The sequence below is a fragment of the Pseudobutyrivibrio sp. UC1225 genome (assembly GCF_900115215.1).
GTDB lineage: Bacteria > Bacillota > Clostridia > Lachnospirales > Lachnospiraceae > Pseudobutyrivibrio.
Genome location: NZ_FOVQ01000013.1, coordinates 38,914 through 58,739, shown reverse-complemented (window position 1 = coordinate 58,739; position 19,826 = coordinate 38,914). Strand labels below are relative to the sequence as shown.

General features: G+C 40.0%; 19 protein-coding genes. 14 read left to right on the top strand and 5 right to left on the bottom strand.

The window, feature by feature from the left end:
- Positions 1 to 12 precede the first annotated feature (12 nt).
- Positions 13 to 1,518, bottom strand: coding sequence for an NAD(P)H-hydrate dehydratase (locus BMZ41_RS13215; protein WP_090170068.1), 1,506 nt, complete (start codon positions 1,516 to 1,518; stop codon positions 13 to 15).
- 96 nt (positions 1,519 to 1,614) lie between these two features.
- Between BMZ41_RS13215 and BMZ41_RS13210 the strand changes: the two genes are divergently transcribed.
- Entirely contained in the window at positions 1,615 to 2,682 is a 1,068-nt protein-coding gene (locus tag BMZ41_RS13210) for an SGNH/GDSL hydrolase family protein (protein ID WP_090530396.1), read from the top strand.
- Here BMZ41_RS13210 and BMZ41_RS13205 read toward each other — a convergent pair.
- Positions 2,679 to 3,446 (bottom strand): YlmH/Sll1252 family protein, encoded by a 768-nt coding sequence (locus tag BMZ41_RS13205; protein WP_090170064.1) that lies wholly within the window; start codon positions 3,444 to 3,446, stop codon positions 2,679 to 2,681. The two genes, BMZ41_RS13210 and BMZ41_RS13205, sit on opposite strands and share 4 nt — an antisense overlap.
- 84 nt (positions 3,447 to 3,530) lie before the next feature.
- On the opposite strand from BMZ41_RS13205, the gene BMZ41_RS13200 reads away from it, so the two are divergent.
- The 6 genes from BMZ41_RS13200 (at position 3,531) to BMZ41_RS13175 (ending at position 7,916) form a co-directional block, all read left to right on the top strand.
- Positions 3,531 to 4,169 carry an HAD family hydrolase gene (locus tag BMZ41_RS13200; protein ID WP_090530393.1) on the top strand — a complete coding sequence of 213 codons (639 nt, stop codon included), beginning with the start codon at positions 3,531 to 3,533 and terminating at the stop codon, positions 4,167 to 4,169.
- 19 nt (positions 4,170 to 4,188) lie between these two features.
- The gene (locus tag BMZ41_RS13195; protein ID WP_090530390.1) at positions 4,189 to 4,608 is read left to right on the top strand and encodes a hypothetical protein; all 420 of its coding nucleotides are present in this window, start codon (positions 4,189 to 4,191) and stop codon (positions 4,606 to 4,608) included.
- A 2-nt stretch (positions 4,609 to 4,610) separates the two neighbouring features.
- Positions 4,611 to 5,615, top strand: coding sequence for an asparaginase (locus BMZ41_RS13190; protein WP_090530387.1), 1,005 nt, complete (start codon positions 4,611 to 4,613; stop codon positions 5,613 to 5,615).
- 58 nt (positions 5,616 to 5,673) lie between these two features.
- Positions 5,674 to 6,819 (top strand): alanyl-tRNA editing protein, encoded by a 1,146-nt coding sequence (locus tag BMZ41_RS13185; protein ID WP_090530384.1) that lies wholly within the window; start codon positions 5,674 to 5,676, stop codon positions 6,817 to 6,819.
- Positions 6,820 to 6,915: 96 nt separating this feature from the next.
- Positions 6,916 to 7,650, top strand: coding sequence for a YARHG domain-containing protein (locus BMZ41_RS13180; protein ID WP_090530381.1), 735 nt, complete (start codon positions 6,916 to 6,918; stop codon positions 7,648 to 7,650).
- 14 nt (positions 7,651 to 7,664) lie between these two features.
- Complete coding sequence (locus BMZ41_RS13175; RefSeq protein WP_090170053.1) at positions 7,665 to 7,916, top strand: TIGR03905 family TSCPD domain-containing protein; 252 nt, start codon at positions 7,665 to 7,667, stop codon at positions 7,914 to 7,916.
- A 41-nt stretch (positions 7,917 to 7,957) separates the two neighbouring features.
- On the opposite strand, the gene BMZ41_RS13170 is transcribed toward BMZ41_RS13175, so the two are convergent.
- The 3 genes from BMZ41_RS13170 to BMZ41_RS13160 form a co-directional block, all read right to left on the bottom strand.
- Positions 7,958 to 8,440 carry a chemotaxis protein CheW gene (locus BMZ41_RS13170; protein ID WP_090530378.1) on the bottom strand — a complete coding sequence of 161 codons (483 nt, stop codon included), beginning with the start codon at positions 8,438 to 8,440 and terminating at the stop codon, positions 7,958 to 7,960.
- 31 nt (positions 8,441 to 8,471) lie between these two features.
- Positions 8,472 to 10,460: a methyl-accepting chemotaxis protein gene (locus BMZ41_RS13165; RefSeq protein ID WP_090530375.1), complete on the bottom strand. Its 1,989-nt coding sequence runs from the start codon at positions 10,458 to 10,460 to the stop codon at positions 8,472 to 8,474.
- Between the two features lie 243 nt (positions 10,461 to 10,703).
- On the bottom strand, positions 10,704 to 11,852 hold the full coding sequence (locus BMZ41_RS13160) for an acyltransferase family protein (RefSeq protein ID WP_090170047.1): 1,149 nt from the start codon (positions 11,850 to 11,852) through the stop codon (positions 10,704 to 10,706).
- Positions 11,853 to 12,039: 187 nt separating this feature from the next.
- On the opposite strand from BMZ41_RS13160, the gene nadA reads away from it, so the two are divergent.
- The 7 genes from nadA to BMZ41_RS13125 all read left to right on the top strand — a co-directional run bounded on the left by nadA (position 12,040) and on the right by BMZ41_RS13125 (position 19,761).
- Entirely contained in the window at positions 12,040 to 12,945 is a 906-nt protein-coding gene (gene nadA, locus BMZ41_RS13155) for a quinolinate synthase NadA (RefSeq protein ID WP_090530372.1), read from the top strand.
- Positions 12,946 to 12,960: 15 nt separating this feature from the next.
- On the top strand, positions 12,961 to 14,268 hold the full coding sequence (locus BMZ41_RS13150) for an L-aspartate oxidase (RefSeq protein WP_090170043.1): 1,308 nt from the start codon (positions 12,961 to 12,963) through the stop codon (positions 14,266 to 14,268).
- 1 nt (position 14,269) lies between these two features.
- Complete coding sequence (gene nadC, locus BMZ41_RS13145) at positions 14,270 to 15,121, top strand: carboxylating nicotinate-nucleotide diphosphorylase (protein ID WP_090530368.1); 852 nt, start codon at positions 14,270 to 14,272, stop codon at positions 15,119 to 15,121.
- A 15-nt stretch (positions 15,122 to 15,136) separates the two neighbouring features.
- Entirely contained in the window at positions 15,137 to 15,664 is a 528-nt protein-coding gene (locus BMZ41_RS13140) for a transcription repressor NadR (RefSeq protein ID WP_090170040.1), read from the top strand.
- Positions 15,665 to 15,674: 10 nt separating this feature from the next.
- On the top strand, positions 15,675 to 16,349 hold the full coding sequence (ung, locus tag BMZ41_RS13135) for a uracil-DNA glycosylase (RefSeq protein WP_090170038.1): 675 nt from the start codon (positions 15,675 to 15,677) through the stop codon (positions 16,347 to 16,349).
- Between the two features lie 181 nt (positions 16,350 to 16,530).
- Positions 16,531 to 18,978 carry an ATP-binding protein gene (locus BMZ41_RS13130; protein WP_143002021.1) on the top strand — a complete coding sequence of 816 codons (2,448 nt, stop codon included), beginning with the start codon at positions 16,531 to 16,533 and terminating at the stop codon, positions 18,976 to 18,978.
- Between the two features lie 18 nt (positions 18,979 to 18,996).
- Complete coding sequence (locus BMZ41_RS13125; protein ID WP_090170032.1) at positions 18,997 to 19,761, top strand: response regulator; 765 nt, start codon at positions 18,997 to 18,999, stop codon at positions 19,759 to 19,761.
- The last annotated feature ends 65 nt before the right edge of the window (positions 19,762 to 19,826 follow it).

Sequence of the window (19,826 nt, the reverse complement as noted above, 5' to 3'; positions counted from 1 at the left end):
AAAAAATGCCTTTCATATAACTTTATTTATATTTGCGATAATATCTCTCGCTAACAAACCTTTTATACCAGTTTCTTCTGTGGCAATAGTTCCTGCACTACCATGAATATATGCTCCTGCGGTAGCAGCATCTTCAGCTGTCATTCTCTGGCCAAGCAACGCTCCAATAATACCTGCAAGTACATCTCCACTTCCTGGAGTGGCAAGACCTTCATTACCACTGTTGCAATAGAATATCGTATTTACGGTAGCAATAACTGTGGTGTGATTTTTAAGAACAACAACACAGTTGTGCTTTGCAGCAAATTCTTTTGCCACATTTTCAATATCATAATTTATCTCATTTACAGGTGTATTGCAAAGTCGCTCCATCTCCTTTAAATGAGGCGTAAGGATTACAGGAACTCTGCCAGTCAGTTCATCAAGCAGTTTTAAATCCTTTGCCAACAGATTAACGCCATCAGCATCAACAACTACAGGCACCTTTGCATGCTCACATACCGTCTTGATAATCTGTGCGGACACATCAGAGGTGCCCAGTCCTGGACCAATAACAATAGCATCAGCCCATGCAATTTGCTCCATCACTTCGACATCATTAAAAGAGGTGTACCCCTTATACATTGTTTCAGGTAAATTCTGTTGAATGGATTCTATATTATTCTGATGAGTATAAATCTTTACAAGACCAGAGCCCGTCACAAGTGCGGCATTGGCAGCCAGATAGCAGGCTCCATAAATGCTTTCGCTACCAGCGATTACAAGGATTTTTCCGCAGGTACCTTTATTGGCGGTAGGTTCACGTTTTGGAATCGATGAAAGAATCTCATCATCGAGTAATTGAGCCACGGAATTATCCTTGCAATAAATTCCCACATCAGCCACATAAATACTTCCAGCAGCCACCTTACAATCTCCCAGAACCAATCCCTTTTTCATATAGGCAAAGGTCACGGTAATATCAGCTCTAACACCTACAGCTCCTAACAGTTTTCCACTGTCAGTATCATAACCGGATGGGATATCCACAGCTACAACAGGCTTTCCGCTTTGGTTAATATATTCAGCCGCAACTGCGTAATCTTCTTCTAATCCGCGAGTCAGACCTATGCCAAAAAGAGAATCTATCAGCATATCGCAGTCCGCAAATAATCTGGAAAACTCTTTAACACTTATATCATCTATATTCCATGGATAAATTATTTCCACACCATAGTTTCCAGCTATCTCCAGCTCCTGTCTTAGCTGAGGTGAGAATTTCTTTGAATCACCAAGGACGATAGCTTTAACAGAATCCCCCTTTGCGTGAAGGATACGCGCGATTGCTATGCCGTCACCACCGTTGTTACCTGGACCTGCAAATATTCCAAAATTAAGTTTGTCAGAATATGAATGACGAATCCTGTTGCAAACTGCAAGGGCAGCACGCTCCATCAAAACCAGGGAAGGCATACCCATTTGTTCAATTGTTTTTGAATCCCACTCTTTCATCTGGGCCGCTGATAAAATTGGTTTCATAATTCCCCTAAATGACTAATCTGCCTATTAGTGTTATAATCCTTTTATTAACGTCAATTATAAATTAAATAGATTTTTTTTGATAGGAGAATTATTTTGAAGAAGAAGATAGTAATTGCTCTGTGGATATCATTATTTGCATTAATTGTTGTCTTTGGCTGCCTTGTTGTATATGAGAATAAACTTGAGACAGCTGAGAGAGAACGTATAGAACAAGAGCAGGAAGAGCAGCGTTTGGCAGAGGAAGAAGCTGCAAGGCTCGAGGCAGAAAAAGAAGAAGACAAGGATTCTTCTGAGAAAAAAGATAAATATACCTTCAAGGATTTTGAAGCCACCTATTATGCACAGTCAAAAGCTACTGTACGTCAGGAACCTTACGATGCCGCTGAAATCATAGGTACTCTTTCCTTGGATTCACGAGTTGCTATTGTTGCAAAGTGCAATGAAACAGATTACTACAAAATTAAGGTAAATGGCGATTACGGATATATATCTTTTGAGGATGTATCGGAGGAATACTTACCAATTCCTCTTCCTATTTCCACCTCAAAGTCAGTACCATCAGCTACAAAGGATATTTTATTCATCGGCAATTCCATCACTCTTTATCCAGCTACAAAAGATTGGTGGGGCTCAGGATGGGGCTGTGGTGCCACAGCGGCTGAGAATGACTATGTACATCTGACAGTTGCTGCAAAGGGTTATAGCTCATATGATTACATGTCACTTCGTTCCTGGGAATTCTCAAGTACTAGAAATTATGAAGTAGATGATTTAGACCCATACATTACCAAATACCAGTATGGAACAATCGTTATCGAGCTTGGTGAAAATGTAAAAGGTCATGAGGACCATTTCAAAGAAGATCTTACAGATATGATTACTTACATCAAGACCTACAATCCTAATGCAAGGATTGTAATGCTTGATAATTTCTGGCCATATAAGAGCATAATCAGCACAAAGAAGGAAGTAGCTTCTGCGCAGGGCATTACCTATGTAAGCCTTTCTGATATTCAGGGTGTGCAGGATTACATGCTTCAGGCTGGTGATCAGTACACCACACCAGATGGTACCGTATATACGATAGGGTCCTTCTTGGCGGGGCACCCAAATGATGCAGGCTTTGCAGCTATTGCACAGCATCTTATTGGGGCACTTTAACGACCAAATATTTCTACAACAAGGTTCAGCTTTCCTTTTCGAGAGAGCCCTCCTTCTTCAACGAGGTTGAACTTTCCGAAGCCTCGCACGGAGACAGAGTCCCCGGCGGAAAGAAGTTTGTCATTGTTTTCTACAATGTGGCCGTTTACGGAAACCTTCTTCTCTGTGAAATAAGGGATGGTATCCTTTCGGCTAAGGTTGTAGACCTTTGCAATGACTGCATCTGCGCGAGGAGAAGCAACCTGAATGGTGGCCTCCTTTAGTGCGGCACGCTTGTAGGATTCTGGAAGCTCAGAGATGGAGCATTTCACAGAATTACGTCCTACAGATACAAAATTTTCAAGAAGATAATCGGCGGTAGATTCGTCGGCATAGATGTAAGCGTCCATGCCATCCACGAAGATATCGCCGAATTTTTTTCTATCGATACCAAGACTCATAAGGGAACCCAAGTAATCTCTGTGGGTATATTCTTTGGCAAACTTCTTTGCAAGAGGCTCTACTTTGATGCATTTGATAGGAAATTCTACCTCATAGCCAAAGGCAGATTCACTTCCGAAGCGAACCATTTTTCTCTCGCAGTTTTCATAGCCGCCAAATAAATCGTAGGAGATAGGTGCAAAGCCCTTGTCTCTGGCTGCCTGATACATAACCTCCTGCTGACTCAGACTAAGAAAGTCGCTAAAAGTATATATATTGTTTTGATAAGCTCTGTTAGAAAGCTCAATTAATCTTTTATATAAAAGCTGCTCGTCGTCGTTCATAATAAATCCTTTCTATGAGTTCCCATTATACGTGAAATATTGTAAAATAGCACCTAGTTGATATTAGAAAGTAAGGTTATTTTTATGAGCAAAATTACTACAGACGGTATCATTTTTGATATGGATGGCACTATCTGGGACAACATTCCAGTTTTCGCAGGAAGCTGGACAAGAGCCGCAAAGGAAATGGGATATGATGTTGAGTTCACTCCAGAGATGCTGATGGGCTTATTTGGTAAGACAATGACTGACATTGCAGATGCCAGCATTCCAGATCCAGACCCAGCAAAGAGATATAAGACCTTGGAGCTTTGCGAGGAGTATGAGATGGCAGACTTGGCAGTCAGCGATATTGATACTACTTATCCAGGGCTTGAGGATGTTCTGGAGGATCTTAGCAAGCGAACAAAGCTTTATATTGTCAGCAACTGTCAGGCTGGTTATATCGAGACCTATCTGGAGCGTACCGGTCATGGAAAATATTTTACTGATTTCATTTGCTATGGTGACAATGGCCTTGGAAAGGCAGATAATATAAAAGGACTTGTTGCAAAGAATAATATCAAGCATCCTGTATATTTAGGTGACATTCAGGGGGATAAGGATGCATGCGACAAGGCAGGAGTTGATTTCATCTGGGCAGCTTATGGCTATGGAGCTTCAATCGACAGCTACGTGGCAAAGATTGATGATATAAGTGAGCTCAAGGAAATAATAGAGTAATAGAAATGGAGAAGGTGTTATGAGTTACAATGTAGACAAGATTTTTGAGGATGTAATTTACCTTAGTAAGGTTCACAATAAGGCCAGCTACGAATCAAATACAAATCGTTTTAAGGAGGAGAGATATGACGAGCTTTCTGACTTGGTTAAGGCTGAGGATGTGGCAGCTGAGTCTCAGAAATTTTGTGAGGACGTTTTTATGTCGTTCAAGAAATTCGGCAAGGTTCGCGGGGCAGATCAGATGAATCTTAATTACTTTATGATTTATTATGTTTTCCCTACAATTCTCTGCGAGGAGCAGGAGGGAAAGGCAATCTGCGATACCCTTAGAGATACCTGGAACAGCTATTTCAAGAGCAATATAAATTATACAGATTACAATACTTTATATGAGGGCTTCCAGACTAAGATTTTTGGAATCCCAATCGGAAAGAACTAACAATGAAAAAGATACTTATGATTGGTACCGGAGGTACCATTGCTTCAAAACAGACAGATGCAGGACTTACACCAGGACTTACGGCGGAGGACATTTTAGCTTATATCCCAGCGGTGAAAAAAGTTTGCCAGGTGGAGACTATTCAGGTAATGAATATAGATAGCTCCAACATGACACCTGTACTTTGGAAAGATATCGTAAATGCGATAGAAGAAAATTACGCTAATTATGATGGATTTGTTGTGTGTCATGGAACAGATACTCTTGCCTATACAGCAGCGGCACTCAGCTACATGATTCAGAATTCTGCAAAGCCTATTGTGGTGACAGGCTCACAGAAGCCTATCAGCAAGGATGTTACTGATGCCAAGACAAATCTTTTAGATTCATTTATCTACGCATCGGATGATGATTCCCAGAATGTCAGCATTGTATTTGATGGCAAGGTAATCTGCGGTACAAGAGCAAAGAAGGAAAGAGCAAAAAGCTACAATGCTTTTTCCAGCATTAATTTCCCATACCTTGCAGTTATTCAGGATGGAATTATTATCAGATATATCCCTGAGGTACCAGTTAGAGGCATACCAAGCTTTTACTACGATATGTCAGATAAGGTTACCTTGCTTAAGCTCTATCCAGGCATGAAGCCAGAAGTGCTCAGCTATCTTTTTGAGAACTACGACATTGTGGTTATTGAGAGCTTCGGTGTAGGCGGAATGCCAGAGACACTTATGGAGACCTTCTACGAGGAAATGGAAAAGTGGAAGGGTACAGACAAGCTTGCTGTTATGACTACTCAGGTTGCCAATGAGGGCAGCAATATGACTATCTATGAGGTTGGCCGTCAGGTAAAGCAGGATTTCCATATGATTGAGTCCTACGATATGACACTGGAGGCTACCATGACAAAGCTCATGTGGCTTCGTAGCATGAATTACAGTAATAAGCGTCTCAGAGAAGCATTTTATACAGAAATCAACAGAGATATTCTTTTCAGAAAGAATTAGAGCACAGGGGCTTTTTGCTGAGAGGCAGAAGCCCTGAATTTATATAGGAGAAGATCGGATGAAAACAATAGCTTTATACGACGACGATTCTTTTGCAACTGAATTTACTGCAGAGGTGGTTTCCTGTGAGGAAGCTGAGAATGGTTATAAGATTGTTTTGGATCAGACTTTGTTTTTCCCAGAACAGGGGGGCCAGACAAGCGATATAGGTATCCTTGGCCAGGTAAGTGTAACTGATGTTCAAATAGAGGATGATGTAATTTATCACTTGTGCGATAAGCCTATTGAAGTAGGTCAAAAGGTAGTTGGAACCATAGATTGGGCACATCGTTTTGGAAATATGCAGCAGCATACAGGTGAGCATATTTTTACGGGATTGGCACATAAGCTTTATGGGGCAGATAATGTTGGTTTTCACCTTAGTGACAATACAGTAACACTGGATTTGAATATTGAGTTGAGCGATGAGCAGGTTCGTCTCATAGAGAGAACCGGAAATGAGATTATTGCAAAGGATGTGTCAGTGAAAGCATATTTCCCTGATGAGGCTACTCTTGCGGTTACGGATTATCGCAGTAAAAAAGAGATTGAGGGAGCAGTTCGTCTTGTGGAAATCGAGGGTGTAGATATCTGTGCCTGCTGTGCGCCTCATGTGAAGACTACCGGTCAGGTGGGAATGCTCAAGGTGGTATCATTCGGTAAATACAAGGGTGGCACCAGAGTATATATCCTTTGTGGCCTTAGAGCACTTAATGACTATAATCGCCGTATGGATTTGCTGGCAAAATCATATCAGCAGCTTAACTGTCCAGAGGAGGATTTGCCAAATAGAATCTCCGGAATCATGGAAGAGAACAAGCAGCTGAAATATAAAATATCCCAGATTAAAGCGGATATTCTTATGAATCAGATAGCAAAATATCCATCAGAGCTTTCTGATGTGACAATCTTCACGGAGGATTTGGATGCGAAGACAATGCGTGAGGGTGTGAATGCCTTGGTAGTAAGACATGACGGACTGTGCGCTATCTTCTCAGGAGATGACGAGGAAGGTTACAGCTTTGTTATCGGAAGTAAGACAAGGGATTGTGGTGCTATTGCAGCAGGGCTTCGAGAGCTTCTTGGAGCCAAGGGTGGCGGTAGCAAACAGATGGCTCAGGGCTCAGTACAGGCTACCAGAAGTGCTATTGAACAGACAATGTAATAAAAGTGTAATAATTTTTACAGAATGAGATAAAAATATGTTATAATCTGAAATGGTTACAAAATGTAACGGATTAAAACAAAAAAGGGAAGAATTATGGAAGAAGTAAAAGAAAGATTTTTGGATTGCAGAGATTGGATTTTGGACAGGGTTGATGATATAAAAGACTTTCTCGATGACAACCCAAATGTGAAAAGATGGATTGTTGAGGGGTGCATAGCTTTAGCAGTTGGTATATTAGCAGGCGTTATCACATTCAGTGTACTCAATCATGAAAAGAAGACTTTAGCAGTTAGCGAGGAGCATGCAGCTACTCCTGTTAAGGAACAGTCAGCAGAGGGCTCTGAGGATATTTCTGCAGGGGATTCTCTTGAAGAACCAGCCACTGATTATGGTGATGTGGTAATCGAGGTAGTTGACCCAGGTGAGTACGCTTCGGCTGTAGCAAACTGGTCACAGGAAGAAATAGATGCAGCAGTATCAGAACGTTCTCACTATTTAGAGGAGACATCATACTGGCCACCAGTTGAAAGCTATTGGCAGAGCAGAGGTGTGTCTGGCAACGCACGCTTTGCTACATATTTGTTTGATACAAGCAATAAGGTTTATTCAGCTTCAGATTTTGAAGGCATTCCAAAGGATGTTATTCATATCATCAAAAATGAAATGTATGCTCGCCATGGATATTCTTTCAGAGATGCAAATCTTATGAATTATTTTATGGGGCAGGTTTGGTATAGCCCATCAGTTATGCCAGCAGATTTCTCTGAGAAGACCTTCACAGAAACAGAAGTTAAAAATCTTGATTTGTTAAATTCTATAGATAAGTAAAAGGAGTTATTTTAATGGAAAAGTATACTTACATCCCAAAGGGCGTATGTGCTCGTAAGATTGATTTTGAGATAGAGGATGGAAAGCTTCACAACGTAAAATTTACTGGTGGTTGTGATGGTAATACAAAGGCTATCGGCAAGCTCTTAGAAGGAGCTGATGCAGCTCACACAGTAGAAGTATTAAAAGGAAACATATGCGGCATGAAGGGCACAAGCTGTGCAGATCAGTTAGCAAAGGGAATCGAAGAAGCATTAGCAAAATAAAGAAAAGAGCTCCAACCGTAAGCAAGCGGTGGAGCTCATTTTTATGCAATCTTTTCGTCTAAAACTATTTCTGTATCAACTATAGTATTAACATCAAGAATTGAGATTAATTCTTCATCCTTTTTTCCAACGCCAGAAATAAAAGTATCTCTTGAATTTACAAATGGAGAAGGATTTTCAATTTCTTCACTAGAAATTACAGTGACTTCTCTTACAGTGTCTACAATAATACCAACCTGCTCATTTTCGTTAATGTTGAAAACGATAACTCGGGTATCCTTAGTAATAGTTTCTTCTCCGTAATTCATTCTCTTGTGCATGCTAATGATTGGAATAACATGACCTCTAAGATTAATTACTCCTCTTATGTAGTCAGCACTAAGTGGCATTTCAGTAATCTCAGGCATCATTATAATTGTGCTTATATGCATAATATCGATGCCGTAAACTTTGTTATCTACAGTAAAAACAATATATTGCTTTTCTTCTATATTCTTATTATCTCTAATAACTAAATCAGACATTTCGTTTCTCCAATTACAGTGTATATAATGCTTATTTAAAGAATTTCATTTCTTCATTTAACTGCTCTGCAATATCTCTAAGATTTGTTGCAGAATCAGCAAGGTTAGTAACTGTTGCTGAAAGCTCTTCAACAGAAGCACCAGTTGTCTCTGATGAAGCTGCATTCTCTTCTGAGATAGCAGAAAGTGAAGACATAGCATTTGCAACTACTGTGTTTGAAGATACGCATGTGTTAGCAGCGTTTGAAATCTTAGAAACACTTGAAACTGTCTCCTGAATATCAGTAAGCATACCCTCTACAGCGAAAAGAGTTTCGCTAAGAGCCTTCTGCTGGTTTTCATTTCCATTCATAACCTGTGATGCAGCAGTAACGGCCTGCTCAGCTTCAGCTAAAAGCTGATCCATTAATACTCTGATTTCAGAAGCAAGGCTTTCTGAATCATCTGCAAGCTTTCTGATTTCCTCAGCAACAACAGCAAATCCCTTACCAGCTTCACCAGCTCTTGCAGCCTCAATAGAAGCATTAAGAGAAAGAAGGTTTGTCTGAGCAGCGATACCAGAGATTCCCTCTACACGCTCGTTAATATTTGCAACGGCGTTCTGAGTTGAAGAAATTTTTGAAGAAATTTCTTCAATCTGAGCTGTCATTTCTGAACTTGTATTCTGAAGTGTTGCAAGAGAGTTGCTTGATGCCTCTGATGCAGACTTCATACGGTTTGCAAGGTTTGACATATCTGTAGTAGCAGACTGTACGTTATCTACTGCTTCTGTAATCTTTGTTGTGCTATCAGCAGCTGACTGGATTTCCTCAGCCTGTTCGATGGCACCACTAGCGATCTGCTGTACTGCCTCTGCAACTGACTCAGAAGTAGAAGCAATCTGGTTTGCCATCTCTGATAATTCATCAGAAGACTCACCAACTGTAGCAGTAGAACTCTTAATATGACCAACGATGACTGAAAGCTTATCAATAAGAGAGTTAGCATTATTAATCATCTGGCCAAACTCATCTCTACGATTTGTATATTTATTTGTCTTTTTAAATTCACCATTAGCTAATGCAGATAAGATTGTATTTACTTCAACAATTATCTTTGTAAAGACAGTTGCAATAGCAATAGAAATGATAAATGCAGCAAAAACTAAACCTACTCCAATTAAGACAATGAAGCGTGCACCATCTCTAGCAGTCTGAATAATGTCACTTTCAGCCTGGCCAGTACAAATTACATAACCAGAAGTTGCATTTTTTACATAGCTAACATATACAGGATACCCCTTAGATGTACTAATATAGAAACCAGTCTCATCTTCTGAAGTCATATATGGTGATGAAGCAAAGTTCTGTGGTTCATCTGTAGCTGCAATTTCAAAATCTGAGTGAGCAACCATAGTAGCTTCCTTATCAACAAGGAAAGCCTCATCAGCTTCAGCAGCTAATAATGTATGAATATCATCTGGATTTAATGTCTTATGTACAACACCGATAATTGCATCGGAAGTGTTATCATGAATAGGTACAGCAACACAGATGTTTCTTGTGTTTGTAACTGAGCTTACGAATACATTTGATACATAAGTAGAACCTTGCATAGCGTTCTGGAAATAATCTCTTTCCGCAATGTTCTTTAAAGCACCGTCATCACTACGTAAAACCATGTCACCATTTGCGTTTGACATAACAATTGTGTTATCATCACCGAAAGACTCGTTGATTGTTTTAATTGAGTTTTTTACAACTGTTGGGTCAGTGATTTCACCCTTTAAGAAAGCGATTGTTTCTGGTGATGAAGCAAAGCTTCCAAGTGCAGTTGCACATTTTGTAAAAATCTTGTCTACTTCAGACTCGATGTACTTAGCTTGCCAATCCAAATTCTGCTTTGCAACTTCTTTTGCATTGTTAGTTGAGCTAACATAACTAATGCTAACTGCTACCATTAAAGGGATGATAGCTATCAAAAGCATGATAGAAATGAGTTTCGCTTTTACGCTACCCTTCAAATTTCTTGTTTTTTTCATTTTGATGTCCTCCACGAACAAATAAACACGTTAACAAATTACAACAATGTGATATATAAAAATGTTATATAACGCACACAAGCAGCAATATTAACATGGTAAAATAATGCTGCATAGTGTTTTCACACAATTGACACATATCCATTTGGTTGATGGATGGAAACTATTGGTTTACTAAGGTGATACGTCTTTATATTAAAAAAGAAAGAGGAACTCAATCTGTGTTATGAGTTCCTCTTGTCATTATTCTTTAATATATAACCATTTTGATTTCTTTATTACATATGAAAGTAAAACAAATATCCAGTAAGCTACAAGTCCGATGCCGAACACACTTGCTGTCCAAATAAAGAGCTTTAAGGCAAAGCCCCAGAAATCATTGTAAAGAAGTGTTATCCAATCCTGAGTCTGCCAGATACTGTAGGCAAAACCGTTATCGTGGAGAAGATAAATCATAAAGGTAGCTTTTGCTAAGGTGTTGATGATGCGAAGCTCAGGAAGATTGATTCTTCTGAAGAGCTCGAAGATGCATACACCAATGATGACAACAACAATACTGTAGTTATCGAACTTAGGAATAGACTGGGTAAAATCGGTAACCTGAACAGTTGTGGTAGTCTGATTGTAATAGTAGGACTGAATCTTTCCAATAACAGTGTTGTGATACGAAATACCAATAAGCACGTTAGTAAGGATGACAACCAGGAAGAAAATGTATCCACGAACCTTATCGAAAGGATTGTATTTCTTGATGTAGCCTCCTAAGGCGTAAAGGAAAATTCCGATTACAACAGTGCGAAGTCCCTTTGCTAAATCATCTAAAAGTGAACCAGACCAGCTGAGCTGAGAGATAGCAAGGATTGTAAATAGGAAGCCTAAATACTTCTTTCTATCAAGACTGGCAAGGAACTTATTCAAAAAGCAAAATGCCAGTAGCATGATGATGAAATAGTATCCCACGAACCAGGACATTTTGTTGAAATACTGAATTCTTATGTAGCTGAAAAGATTTTCATTTACATCTATCTGTGTGTACTTCCAAATAAATAAGGATGAGGCAAGTACCAAGGTGACAGCTGCGAATAAAAGCTGTGACAGCAATTTCTTAGATATCTTTAGCATGTCGATTTCTCTATCAGTGAGGAAATATCCAGAAATCATAATGAAAAGTGCATTACCTACAAGTCCAAAGGGCATCATAAGTGCCAGCGCCAAAAGCTGTTTATAAAACAGAGGATTGTTGAACCATCCATTCTGCAGCTTTTCTATTGAAGTGACATTTACCAGCTGGACGTTTACGCAATGAAGAATGATGTGATAGCTGATAATCATAAACATTGCTACAATGCGCAGAAGTTCTATGTTTGAAGCTCTTGAGCTCTTATTATTCATAAAATTCTCCTAACGGTTAAAAACTTATTATTAGCAAATACATAATTATACATATTCTAAGGGAAAAGTCCACTCAAGGACAATTGTTTTCACTGTTTTTACAACTGTCTTGTCAGTAGACTTTACATGTGTTATAGTTTCTGTTAAATGACACTACTAGGAAAGTCGAGTAAAAGGAGAATAATTTATGACGCTGGTGGAAGAAATAGAAAAGCTGAAGAAAGAGAAGGATGCGGTAATCCTTGCACATTACTATGTGAATGAGGAAGTGCAGGCTATCGCAGACTATATTGGCGACAGCTACTATCTGGCAAAGGTGGCTGTTGGTTTAAAGGAAAAGACAATTGTTTTTGCAGGAGTAAAATTTATGGGAGAGTCTGCAAAGATTCTCAATCCTGACAAGACTGTTCTTATGCCTGATGAAAAGGCCGATTGCCCAATGGCTCATATGGCTGAGATTGAGCGTATTGAGGAAGTTAGAAGAGAGTACGAGGATGTTGCAGTGGTTTGCTACATCAATTCTACAGCAGAGCTTAAGATGCACTCTGATGTATGTGTTACAAGCGCAAATGCCATGAAGATTGTAAAGTCTCTTCCAAATAAGAACATCTTCTTCATCCCAGATGAAAATCTTGGAAGATATATTTCTACAAAGGTTCCTGAAAAGAACTTCATTTTCAACGATGGCTACTGTCATGTACACAAGAATGTAACAGCTGACATGGTAAAACGTGCCAAGGAGGCTCATCCTGAGGCAGAGGTGCTTATCCATCCAGAATGTACTCTTGATGTACTTGAGTATGCAGATTACATCGGAAGTACTTCTGGAATAATCGACTATGCTACAAAGTCTGATAAGAAGGAATTCATTATTTCTACAGAGCTTGGTGTTCTTTATCAGCTTAAGCAGAAGAATCCAGATAAGACTTTCTATGCAGCTGGTTCGGTACAGATTTGTCCAAATATGAAGAAGGTTACTCTTGAGAAGGTGCGCGATTGCCTCCGTGACGGTACTGGGGTGGTGGAAGTAAGTGAAGAGAAGAAGGTGATGGCGTTGAAGCCATTACATCGTATGCTTGAATTAGCGCAGTAGGGGATATAGATAACTATGGATAAGAGATATGATGTAATTATAGTTGGTAGCGGTGTGGCAGGACTTTTCTGTGCACTAAGCTTACCTAGAGAAAAGAAAATACTTGTAATCTCAAAGGATGCTTTGGATGGCTGTGACAGCTTCTTAGCCCAGGGTGGTATTTGTATGCTCAGAGATGAGGACGATTATGAGGCATACTTTGAAGACACCATGCGTGCAGGTCATTATGAGAACAGAGTAGAGTCTGTAGAGATTATGATTAGAAGCTCCCAGGATATTATCAAAGACCTGGAGGGGTATGGAGTAGAATTTGAAAAGAGAAATGGTGAATTCGTATTTACGAAGGAAGGAGCCCATTCAAATAATCGAATTCTTTTCCACGAAGATGTTACTGGACGAGAGATTACCAGCAAACTTTTAGCCAGAGCACAGGAGCGCGATAACATTACTCTTATGGCGCATACTACAATGGTCGACTGGGTATGTAAGGACAATGTGTGCTATGGAATCGTTGTGGCAGATATGGATGGAAAGACAAGAGCAATTCAGGGAGATGTGACAGTGCTTGCCTGTGGTGGCCTTGGCGGCGTGTATCCACATTCCACAAACTATCGCCATATATCAGGAGATGCACTGGCACTTGCCATGTATCACAATGTTAAGCTGGAGAATTGTGACTATGTTCAGATTCACCCAACAACACTTTATTCAAATCAGAGTGGAAGAAGCTTCCTGATTTCAGAGTCTGTAAGAGGTGAGGGCGCTGTTCTTAGAAATAAAGCTGGAGAGCGTTTTACAGATGAGCTTCAGCCTAGAGATGTGGTAAGTAAAGCTATTTTTGCTCAGATGGAAAAGGACGGGACTGAGCATGTATGGCTGGATTTTTCACCTATTCCACGAGAAGAAATTTTAAATCATTTTCCTAATATATATGCACGCTGCAAGCAGGCAGGCTATGATCCACTTGAAACCTGGGTGCCTGTAGTTCCAGCCCAGCATTATTTCATGGGTGGTATCTATGTAGATAAGGATAGCAAAACTACAATGGAACAGCTTTACGCGGTTGGAGAGACCAGCTGTAACGGCGTTCATGGACGCAACAGACTTGCCAGCAATTCTCTTTTAGAGAGTCTTGTTTTTGCAAAGCGTGCAGCAGCAGATATCGTAAATACGAAGAGCTTTAAAACTACAGAAGATTTTGATAATCTTGTGAATGTTGATGGATACGAGGATCTTCCATCAATTATGGAAAACTATCATGCAATGGTAGTGGGAGAAATTAAAAGAGAAGAATTTTTAAGAGCCAAGAAGGAGGCTATATAAAATGAACAATATTACTATGACTTTAAATGCGGACGAGCTTATCAGAATGGCTCTCAGAGAAGATATTTCCAGCGAGGATGTTAGTACTAACTCAGTAATGCCAGAGGCAAAGCCAGGCGAGGTAGAGCTTATCTGTAAGCAGGATGGAATCATCTGTGGTATGGATGTTTATGAGAGAGTATTTAAGATTCTTGATGAGAATACTATTGTAGAAAAGTATGTTAAGGATGGCGATGAGGTAAAGAAGGGCCAGCTTATGGCTAAGGTAAAGGGTGACATTAGAGTGCTCCTTTCTGGTGAGCGTGTCGCTCTCAACTATCTTCAGCGAATGAGCGGTATTGCTACTTACACAAATGAGGTTGCCTCTCTTTTAAAGGGAAGCAAGACAGTTCTTCTTGATACCAGAAAGACAACACCTAACATGAGAATATTTGAGAAGTATGCAGTAAAGTGTGGCGGCGGTCAGAATCATCGTTACAATCTTTCAGATGGAATTCTTCTTAAGGATAATCATATAGGTGCAGCAGGCTCTATCACAAAGGCTATCGAAATGGCAAAGGCTTATGCGCCATTCGTTCGCAAGATTGAGATTGAGACAGAGACTCTTGAGCAGGTAAAGGAAGCAGTGGAGGCAGGCGCAGATATTATCATGCTTGATAATATGGATGTTGCAACAATGAAAGAAGCTGTTAAAATAATAGATGGTCGAGCAAAGACCGAGTGCTCTGGAAATGTTACAAGGGAGAATATCGCAAACATCATCGACAGCGGAGTTGATTATGTTTCAAGTGGTGCACTTACTCACTCAGCACCAATCCTTGATATTTCAATGAAGAATCTTCACGCAGTTTAATAGATGGAGGATAGAATGGACGGACAGGCTAGAAGACAAAAAATAATAGAGATTATCCAGCAATCTGATAAGCCTGTATCTGGAACAGCATTGGCACAGCAGCTTGATGTTAGTCGTCAGGTAGTTGTCACAGATATCGCCCTTATCAGAGCTAATGGTGTCGAGGTTACTTCCACAAACCGTGGATACGTAATTACGAATACCAATAAATGTAAGAGAATAATCAAAAGTCGTCACACAGATGATCAGATTTTAGATGAGCTTTTTGCCATTGTAGATAACGGTGGCGTAGCGGAGAATATCATCATAAATCACAGATATTACAATCGACTTGAGGCACCTCTTAATGTAAGCTCACGCCGTGAGGCAAAGGAGTTTATGGAGGCCATCGAGTCTGGTAAATCAAAGTCACTTAGCTCAGCTACCAGTGGTTATCATTATCACATCATCAGTGCAGCCGACGAAGAGACACTGGATTTAATCGAGCAGGAGTTGAAGGAAAAGGGCTTTTGGTTGCCTCTTGATGACTGGATTTTAGCGTAGGGAGAATAGAATGTCTGCAATTTCAAATGACTGGCTTGAACCACTGACCCCAGAGTTCAAAAAGCCATATTATAAGAGCTTATATGAGAGCGTAAAAAGAGAATATCACGAGGGTCCGGTATTTCCACCAGCTGATGATATTTTCAATGCCTTCGATTTTACCCCTCTTTCAGAGGTAAAGGTGGTAATCATAGGTCAGGATCCATATCATGAACCAGGTCAGGCCCATGGATTATGCTTTTCAGTAAAGCCAGGAGTAAAGACTCCACCATCTCTTGTAAATATTTACAAGGAGCTTCAGGATGACTTGGGCTGTTATATTCCAAACAATGGATATCTTGAAAAATGGGCACGTCAGGGCGTGTTAATGCTCAATAACGTGCTTACAGTAAGAGCTCATCAGGCTAATTCCCATAAGGATTTGGGATGGGAGGAGTTTACAGATGCAGTAATCGATATTCTTAATAAACAGGACAGACCAATAGTGTTCCTGCTTTGGGGTTCGCCAGCTGCAAAGAAATGTGCCAAGCTGAATAATCCAAATCATTTGATTTTAAAGGCGCCACATCCATCACCACTTTCAGCCTACAGAGGCTTCTTTGGATGTAAGCATTTTAGTCAGACAAACGAGTTTTTACAGTCTAAGGGACTTGCTCCTGTAGACTGGCAAATAGAGAATATATAAACGATTGTGTTACAGAAAGTCTACCGGCCACGAAATGTAGTGGTCAGTAGGCTTTTTTCACAAATACTTCATGGTTTTGACATTGTGTCTATTAAGCAAAAACATTATATTTATATTAGAGTATTTTACGCTAGGCGGATTGTGTAAAAAGTTAAATTTATAAATATAATTGGAGTTTGCTTTGAAAAGACTAATTGGATTTATAAAACACTTTTTTAGTCCGGATTTACCGACGGACCTGATATTGTTCAATATTATCACCATCATAGGTTTCATGGGCGGTATTGTGGCCATTCCTTTTAATGCGATTAATGGCACTACACCAGCTCTTACAGTGGTAATTCTAATTGCCTGCATTATTGATGGTGTATGTATTTACATGGCTAATTATAGAAATAGGCTGAAGAACGCTACTATAGCGGTCTGTTTTACTGTGGGTATAGGCTTGTTTCCCGTGATGTTTTTCCTGACAGGCGGTATTAACAGTGGTATGGTCTGCTGGCTGTCCATGGGAATCGTATTTGTATTCATGCTTTTGGATGGCATGGATTTCGTTTTCATGCTTTTGACAGATATAGCCATTATCATTGGTTGTTTCGTAGTCTCTTATTATCATCCGGACTATGTAATTGCCCTTGATTCTAAGAGAAGTGTTTACTATGACGTTGTACAGTCACTTTTGATAAGTGCCTTGGCTGTTGGTTCGATTATTAAATTCCAAAAATCGATTTATAGAAATCTTTTTAAGCAGGCAGCCATTAATAATGATGACTTGCTGGAAAAGACACTTCAGGCTAAGAAGGCGGAGCGTCAGGCTCAGACAGCCACAGAGGCAAAGAGTAGCTTCCTTGCAAACATGTCTCACGAGATTCGAACTCCAATCAACACCATCATGGGTATGGATGAGATGATTCTTCGAGAGACTTCAGAGAAGGTGGTTGAGGAGTATGCTTTGGATATCAAGGCTGCTTCGCAGAACCTGTTGTCGCTGATTAATGATATCCTTGATATCACAAAGATTGAGTCAGGTAAGATGGGGCTGGTAAACGGTGAGTATCAGTTCATGAGTCTGATGCACGATGTGCTAAATAACGTCACCTTAAGAGCAAAGGAAAAGGGTCTGGAAGTCAAGCTTGATATTGCCAACAATATTCCTTGCGACATGTTCGGTGATGACGTAAGAATACGACAGATATTAACAAATATTATTACCAATGCAGTAAAGTATACTCAGGAAGGCTCAATTGAGATTTCTGCGAGATGTAAACGTAATTACGATAATACAGTAGACCTGACCTTCGCCGTTAAGGATACAGGAATTGGTATTAAGCCAGAGGATATTAAGCGAATGTTTGAGTCCTTTGAGCGATTAGAGGAAAACCGTAACAGAAACATCGAGGGCGCAGGTCTTGGTATGGCCATTACCCAGAATCTCTTGAAGATGATGGGAAGTAACCTTGAAGTGGAAAGTGTTTACGGAAAAGGTTCAACCTTCTCATTTACTATTAATCAGGAAATAGTAAATGATGAGGACATTGGAGATTTCAATCAGAAGCTTAAACAGCTTACCGCTAACTACGAGTACAGCACCAGCTTTGAGGCTCCTAGAGCCAAGTTTTTGGTGGTTGATGATAATACCATGAACAGAAAGGTCTTCGTTGCGCTATTGAAGGAGGCTAAGGTTCAGATAGCGGAAGCGGCAAGTGGTGATGAATGCCTTTCAATGATTAAGAAAGAACATTACGACATGATTTTCCTGGATCACATGATGCCGGGACTTGATGGTCTTGAGACCTTCAAGATGATGGCAACTCTTCCGGGGAATAAATGTCTTGGAACACCAGTTATCGCACTTACCGCAAATGCCATCGCGGGAGCAAAGGAACGATATATGACCTTGGGATTCCACGGATTCCTTTCAAAGCCTATTGTTCCAGCACAGCTGGAAAAGATGATTCGAGATTTCCTTCCAGAGGATTTGCTGGAATATCACGAGACAAATGCTACTGACGAGGCAAGAAAGAATCGCGTTAAGCAGGTTGAGCTTCCAGAGGTGGAGGGAGTTGATTGGGATTATGCACTCCTTCATTTCCCAGAAGCCAATATGGTCTTCCAGACAGCAGTAGATTTTTACGAGTCTATCGGCTATGAGCGCGATGAAATCATGAGATATTATGGTGAAATCGATGAAGACAGTTTCCCACTGGAGGATTATAGAATCAAGGTTCATGGGGTGAAGAGTATGGCCAACACTATTGGTGCGACAGCTCTTGGTGGATTAGCAAAGCTTTGCGAGTTCGCAGCAAGAGATGGTCATATGGATCGAGTAAGAATCTTAACTCCGGTGTTATTGGATGAGATGGATATCATGAAAGAAAGACTTTCGGTGCTCTCATCTGATGTGGAAAAGCCATTATTGGAGGATATGGACGACCTATTTGCTTTCCTTGAGATGTTGAAAATGGCTATTAGGAGTCACAACAGCGATCAGGCAGATAAGGTTATGAAGCAGCTAATGGCATTCTCATATCCAAAGGATATACAGGAAAAAATAGAGCATCTTAATATTCATGTTATGAATCTGGATGACGAAGGTGCTCTGATGGATATAGACGAACTACAAAAGTAATTACTAAGGAGAATAGACATGCGAAAAATATTAATTGTAGGAGATTTTAGTAGCGACACCAGCGATGTAAATTCTTTTCTTGAACAGCATTTTCATACTCAGCTATGTACAGACAGCGGAAAGATAGTAAAGAGTATGCTCAAGATGTATGCACCAGATTTGGTTTTGATGGATATTGATGGTTTTGAGAATCTTCATGAGGAGGTTTTTGAAGCAATAAAGGAATATAATCCTGATCTTCCAGTTATTACGTATGGTCGTGAAAAGAAAAAGCAGATGTTCATATCATATTACTATTCTGGACAGTGCAGGCATATCGCACAGCCTACAAGAGAGACTATCATCCGTGAGATTTGCAAGGAGTTCAATATGAACGCTGATGTAATCATCAATGCGGTTGTGGATACTGAGAAAAAACACATCATTGTAGTTGATGACAATCCTGTTCTTCTTCGTAATATGAGAAATATGCTTCAGGATAAGTACAGAGTGACGCTTGCTACCTCGGCTGCCCAGTGCATGAAGGCAATGGGACAGGATAGTCCAGATTTAATCATTCTGGATTATGAGATGCCTGTTGTTGATGGTCGTCAGACCCTTGAAATGATTCGTGCAGAGGAGGATTACAAGAATGTTCCTGTTATTTTCTTAACTGGAATTGCTGACAAGGAGCATGTAGATGCTGTACTTGATCTTAAGCCTGCAGGTTATTTTGTAAAACCACCAATGCAGACGAAAATTATAAATGCTATAGAAAATATATTTTTAAAGCAGGGAGAATAAAACTGAATACTAGCATATAGGGACAAATTGTTATGAATGAAATGGTAGGTTGAAATAAAACTTTA

Coding starts and splice junctions, on each gene's coding strand:
- BMZ41_RS13150 (WP_090170043.1), top strand. CDS start 12,961: ATGGATAAGAGATATGATGTAATTATAGTTGGTAGCGGTGTGGCAGGA.
- ung (WP_090170038.1), top strand. CDS start 15,675: ATGTCTGCAATTTCAAATGACTGGCTTGAACCACTGACCCCAGAGTTC.
- BMZ41_RS13195 (WP_090530390.1), top strand. CDS start 4,189: ATGAGTTACAATGTAGACAAGATTTTTGAGGATGTAATTTACCTTAGT.
- BMZ41_RS13160 (WP_090170047.1), bottom strand. CDS start 11,852: ATGAATAATAAGAGCTCAAGAGCTTCAAACATAGAACTTCTGCGCATT.
- nadC (WP_090530368.1), top strand. CDS start 14,270: ATGAACAATATTACTATGACTTTAAATGCGGACGAGCTTATCAGAATG.
- BMZ41_RS13215 (WP_090170068.1), bottom strand. CDS start 1,518: ATGAAACCAATTTTATCAGCGGCCCAGATGAAAGAGTGGGATTCAAAA.
- BMZ41_RS13175 (WP_090170053.1), top strand. CDS start 7,665: ATGGAAAAGTATACTTACATCCCAAAGGGCGTATGTGCTCGTAAGATT.
- BMZ41_RS13165 (WP_090530375.1), bottom strand. CDS start 10,460: ATGAAAAAAACAAGAAATTTGAAGGGTAGCGTAAAAGCGAAACTCATT.
- BMZ41_RS13190 (WP_090530387.1), top strand. CDS start 4,611: ATGAAAAAGATACTTATGATTGGTACCGGAGGTACCATTGCTTCAAAA.
- BMZ41_RS13140 (WP_090170040.1), top strand. CDS start 15,137: ATGGACGGACAGGCTAGAAGACAAAAAATAATAGAGATTATCCAGCAA.
- BMZ41_RS13180 (WP_090530381.1), top strand. CDS start 6,916: ATGGAAGAAGTAAAAGAAAGATTTTTGGATTGCAGAGATTGGATTTTG.
- BMZ41_RS13125 (WP_090170032.1), top strand. CDS start 18,997: ATGCGAAAAATATTAATTGTAGGAGATTTTAGTAGCGACACCAGCGAT.
- BMZ41_RS13200 (WP_090530393.1), top strand. CDS start 3,531: ATGAGCAAAATTACTACAGACGGTATCATTTTTGATATGGATGGCACT.
- BMZ41_RS13170 (WP_090530378.1), bottom strand. CDS start 8,440: ATGTCTGATTTAGTTATTAGAGATAATAAGAATATAGAAGAAAAGCAA.
- nadA (WP_090530372.1), top strand. CDS start 12,040: ATGACGCTGGTGGAAGAAATAGAAAAGCTGAAGAAAGAGAAGGATGCG.
- BMZ41_RS13205 (WP_090170064.1), bottom strand. CDS start 3,446: ATGAACGACGACGAGCAGCTTTTATATAAAAGATTAATTGAGCTTTCT.
- BMZ41_RS13185 (WP_090530384.1), top strand. CDS start 5,674: ATGAAAACAATAGCTTTATACGACGACGATTCTTTTGCAACTGAATTT.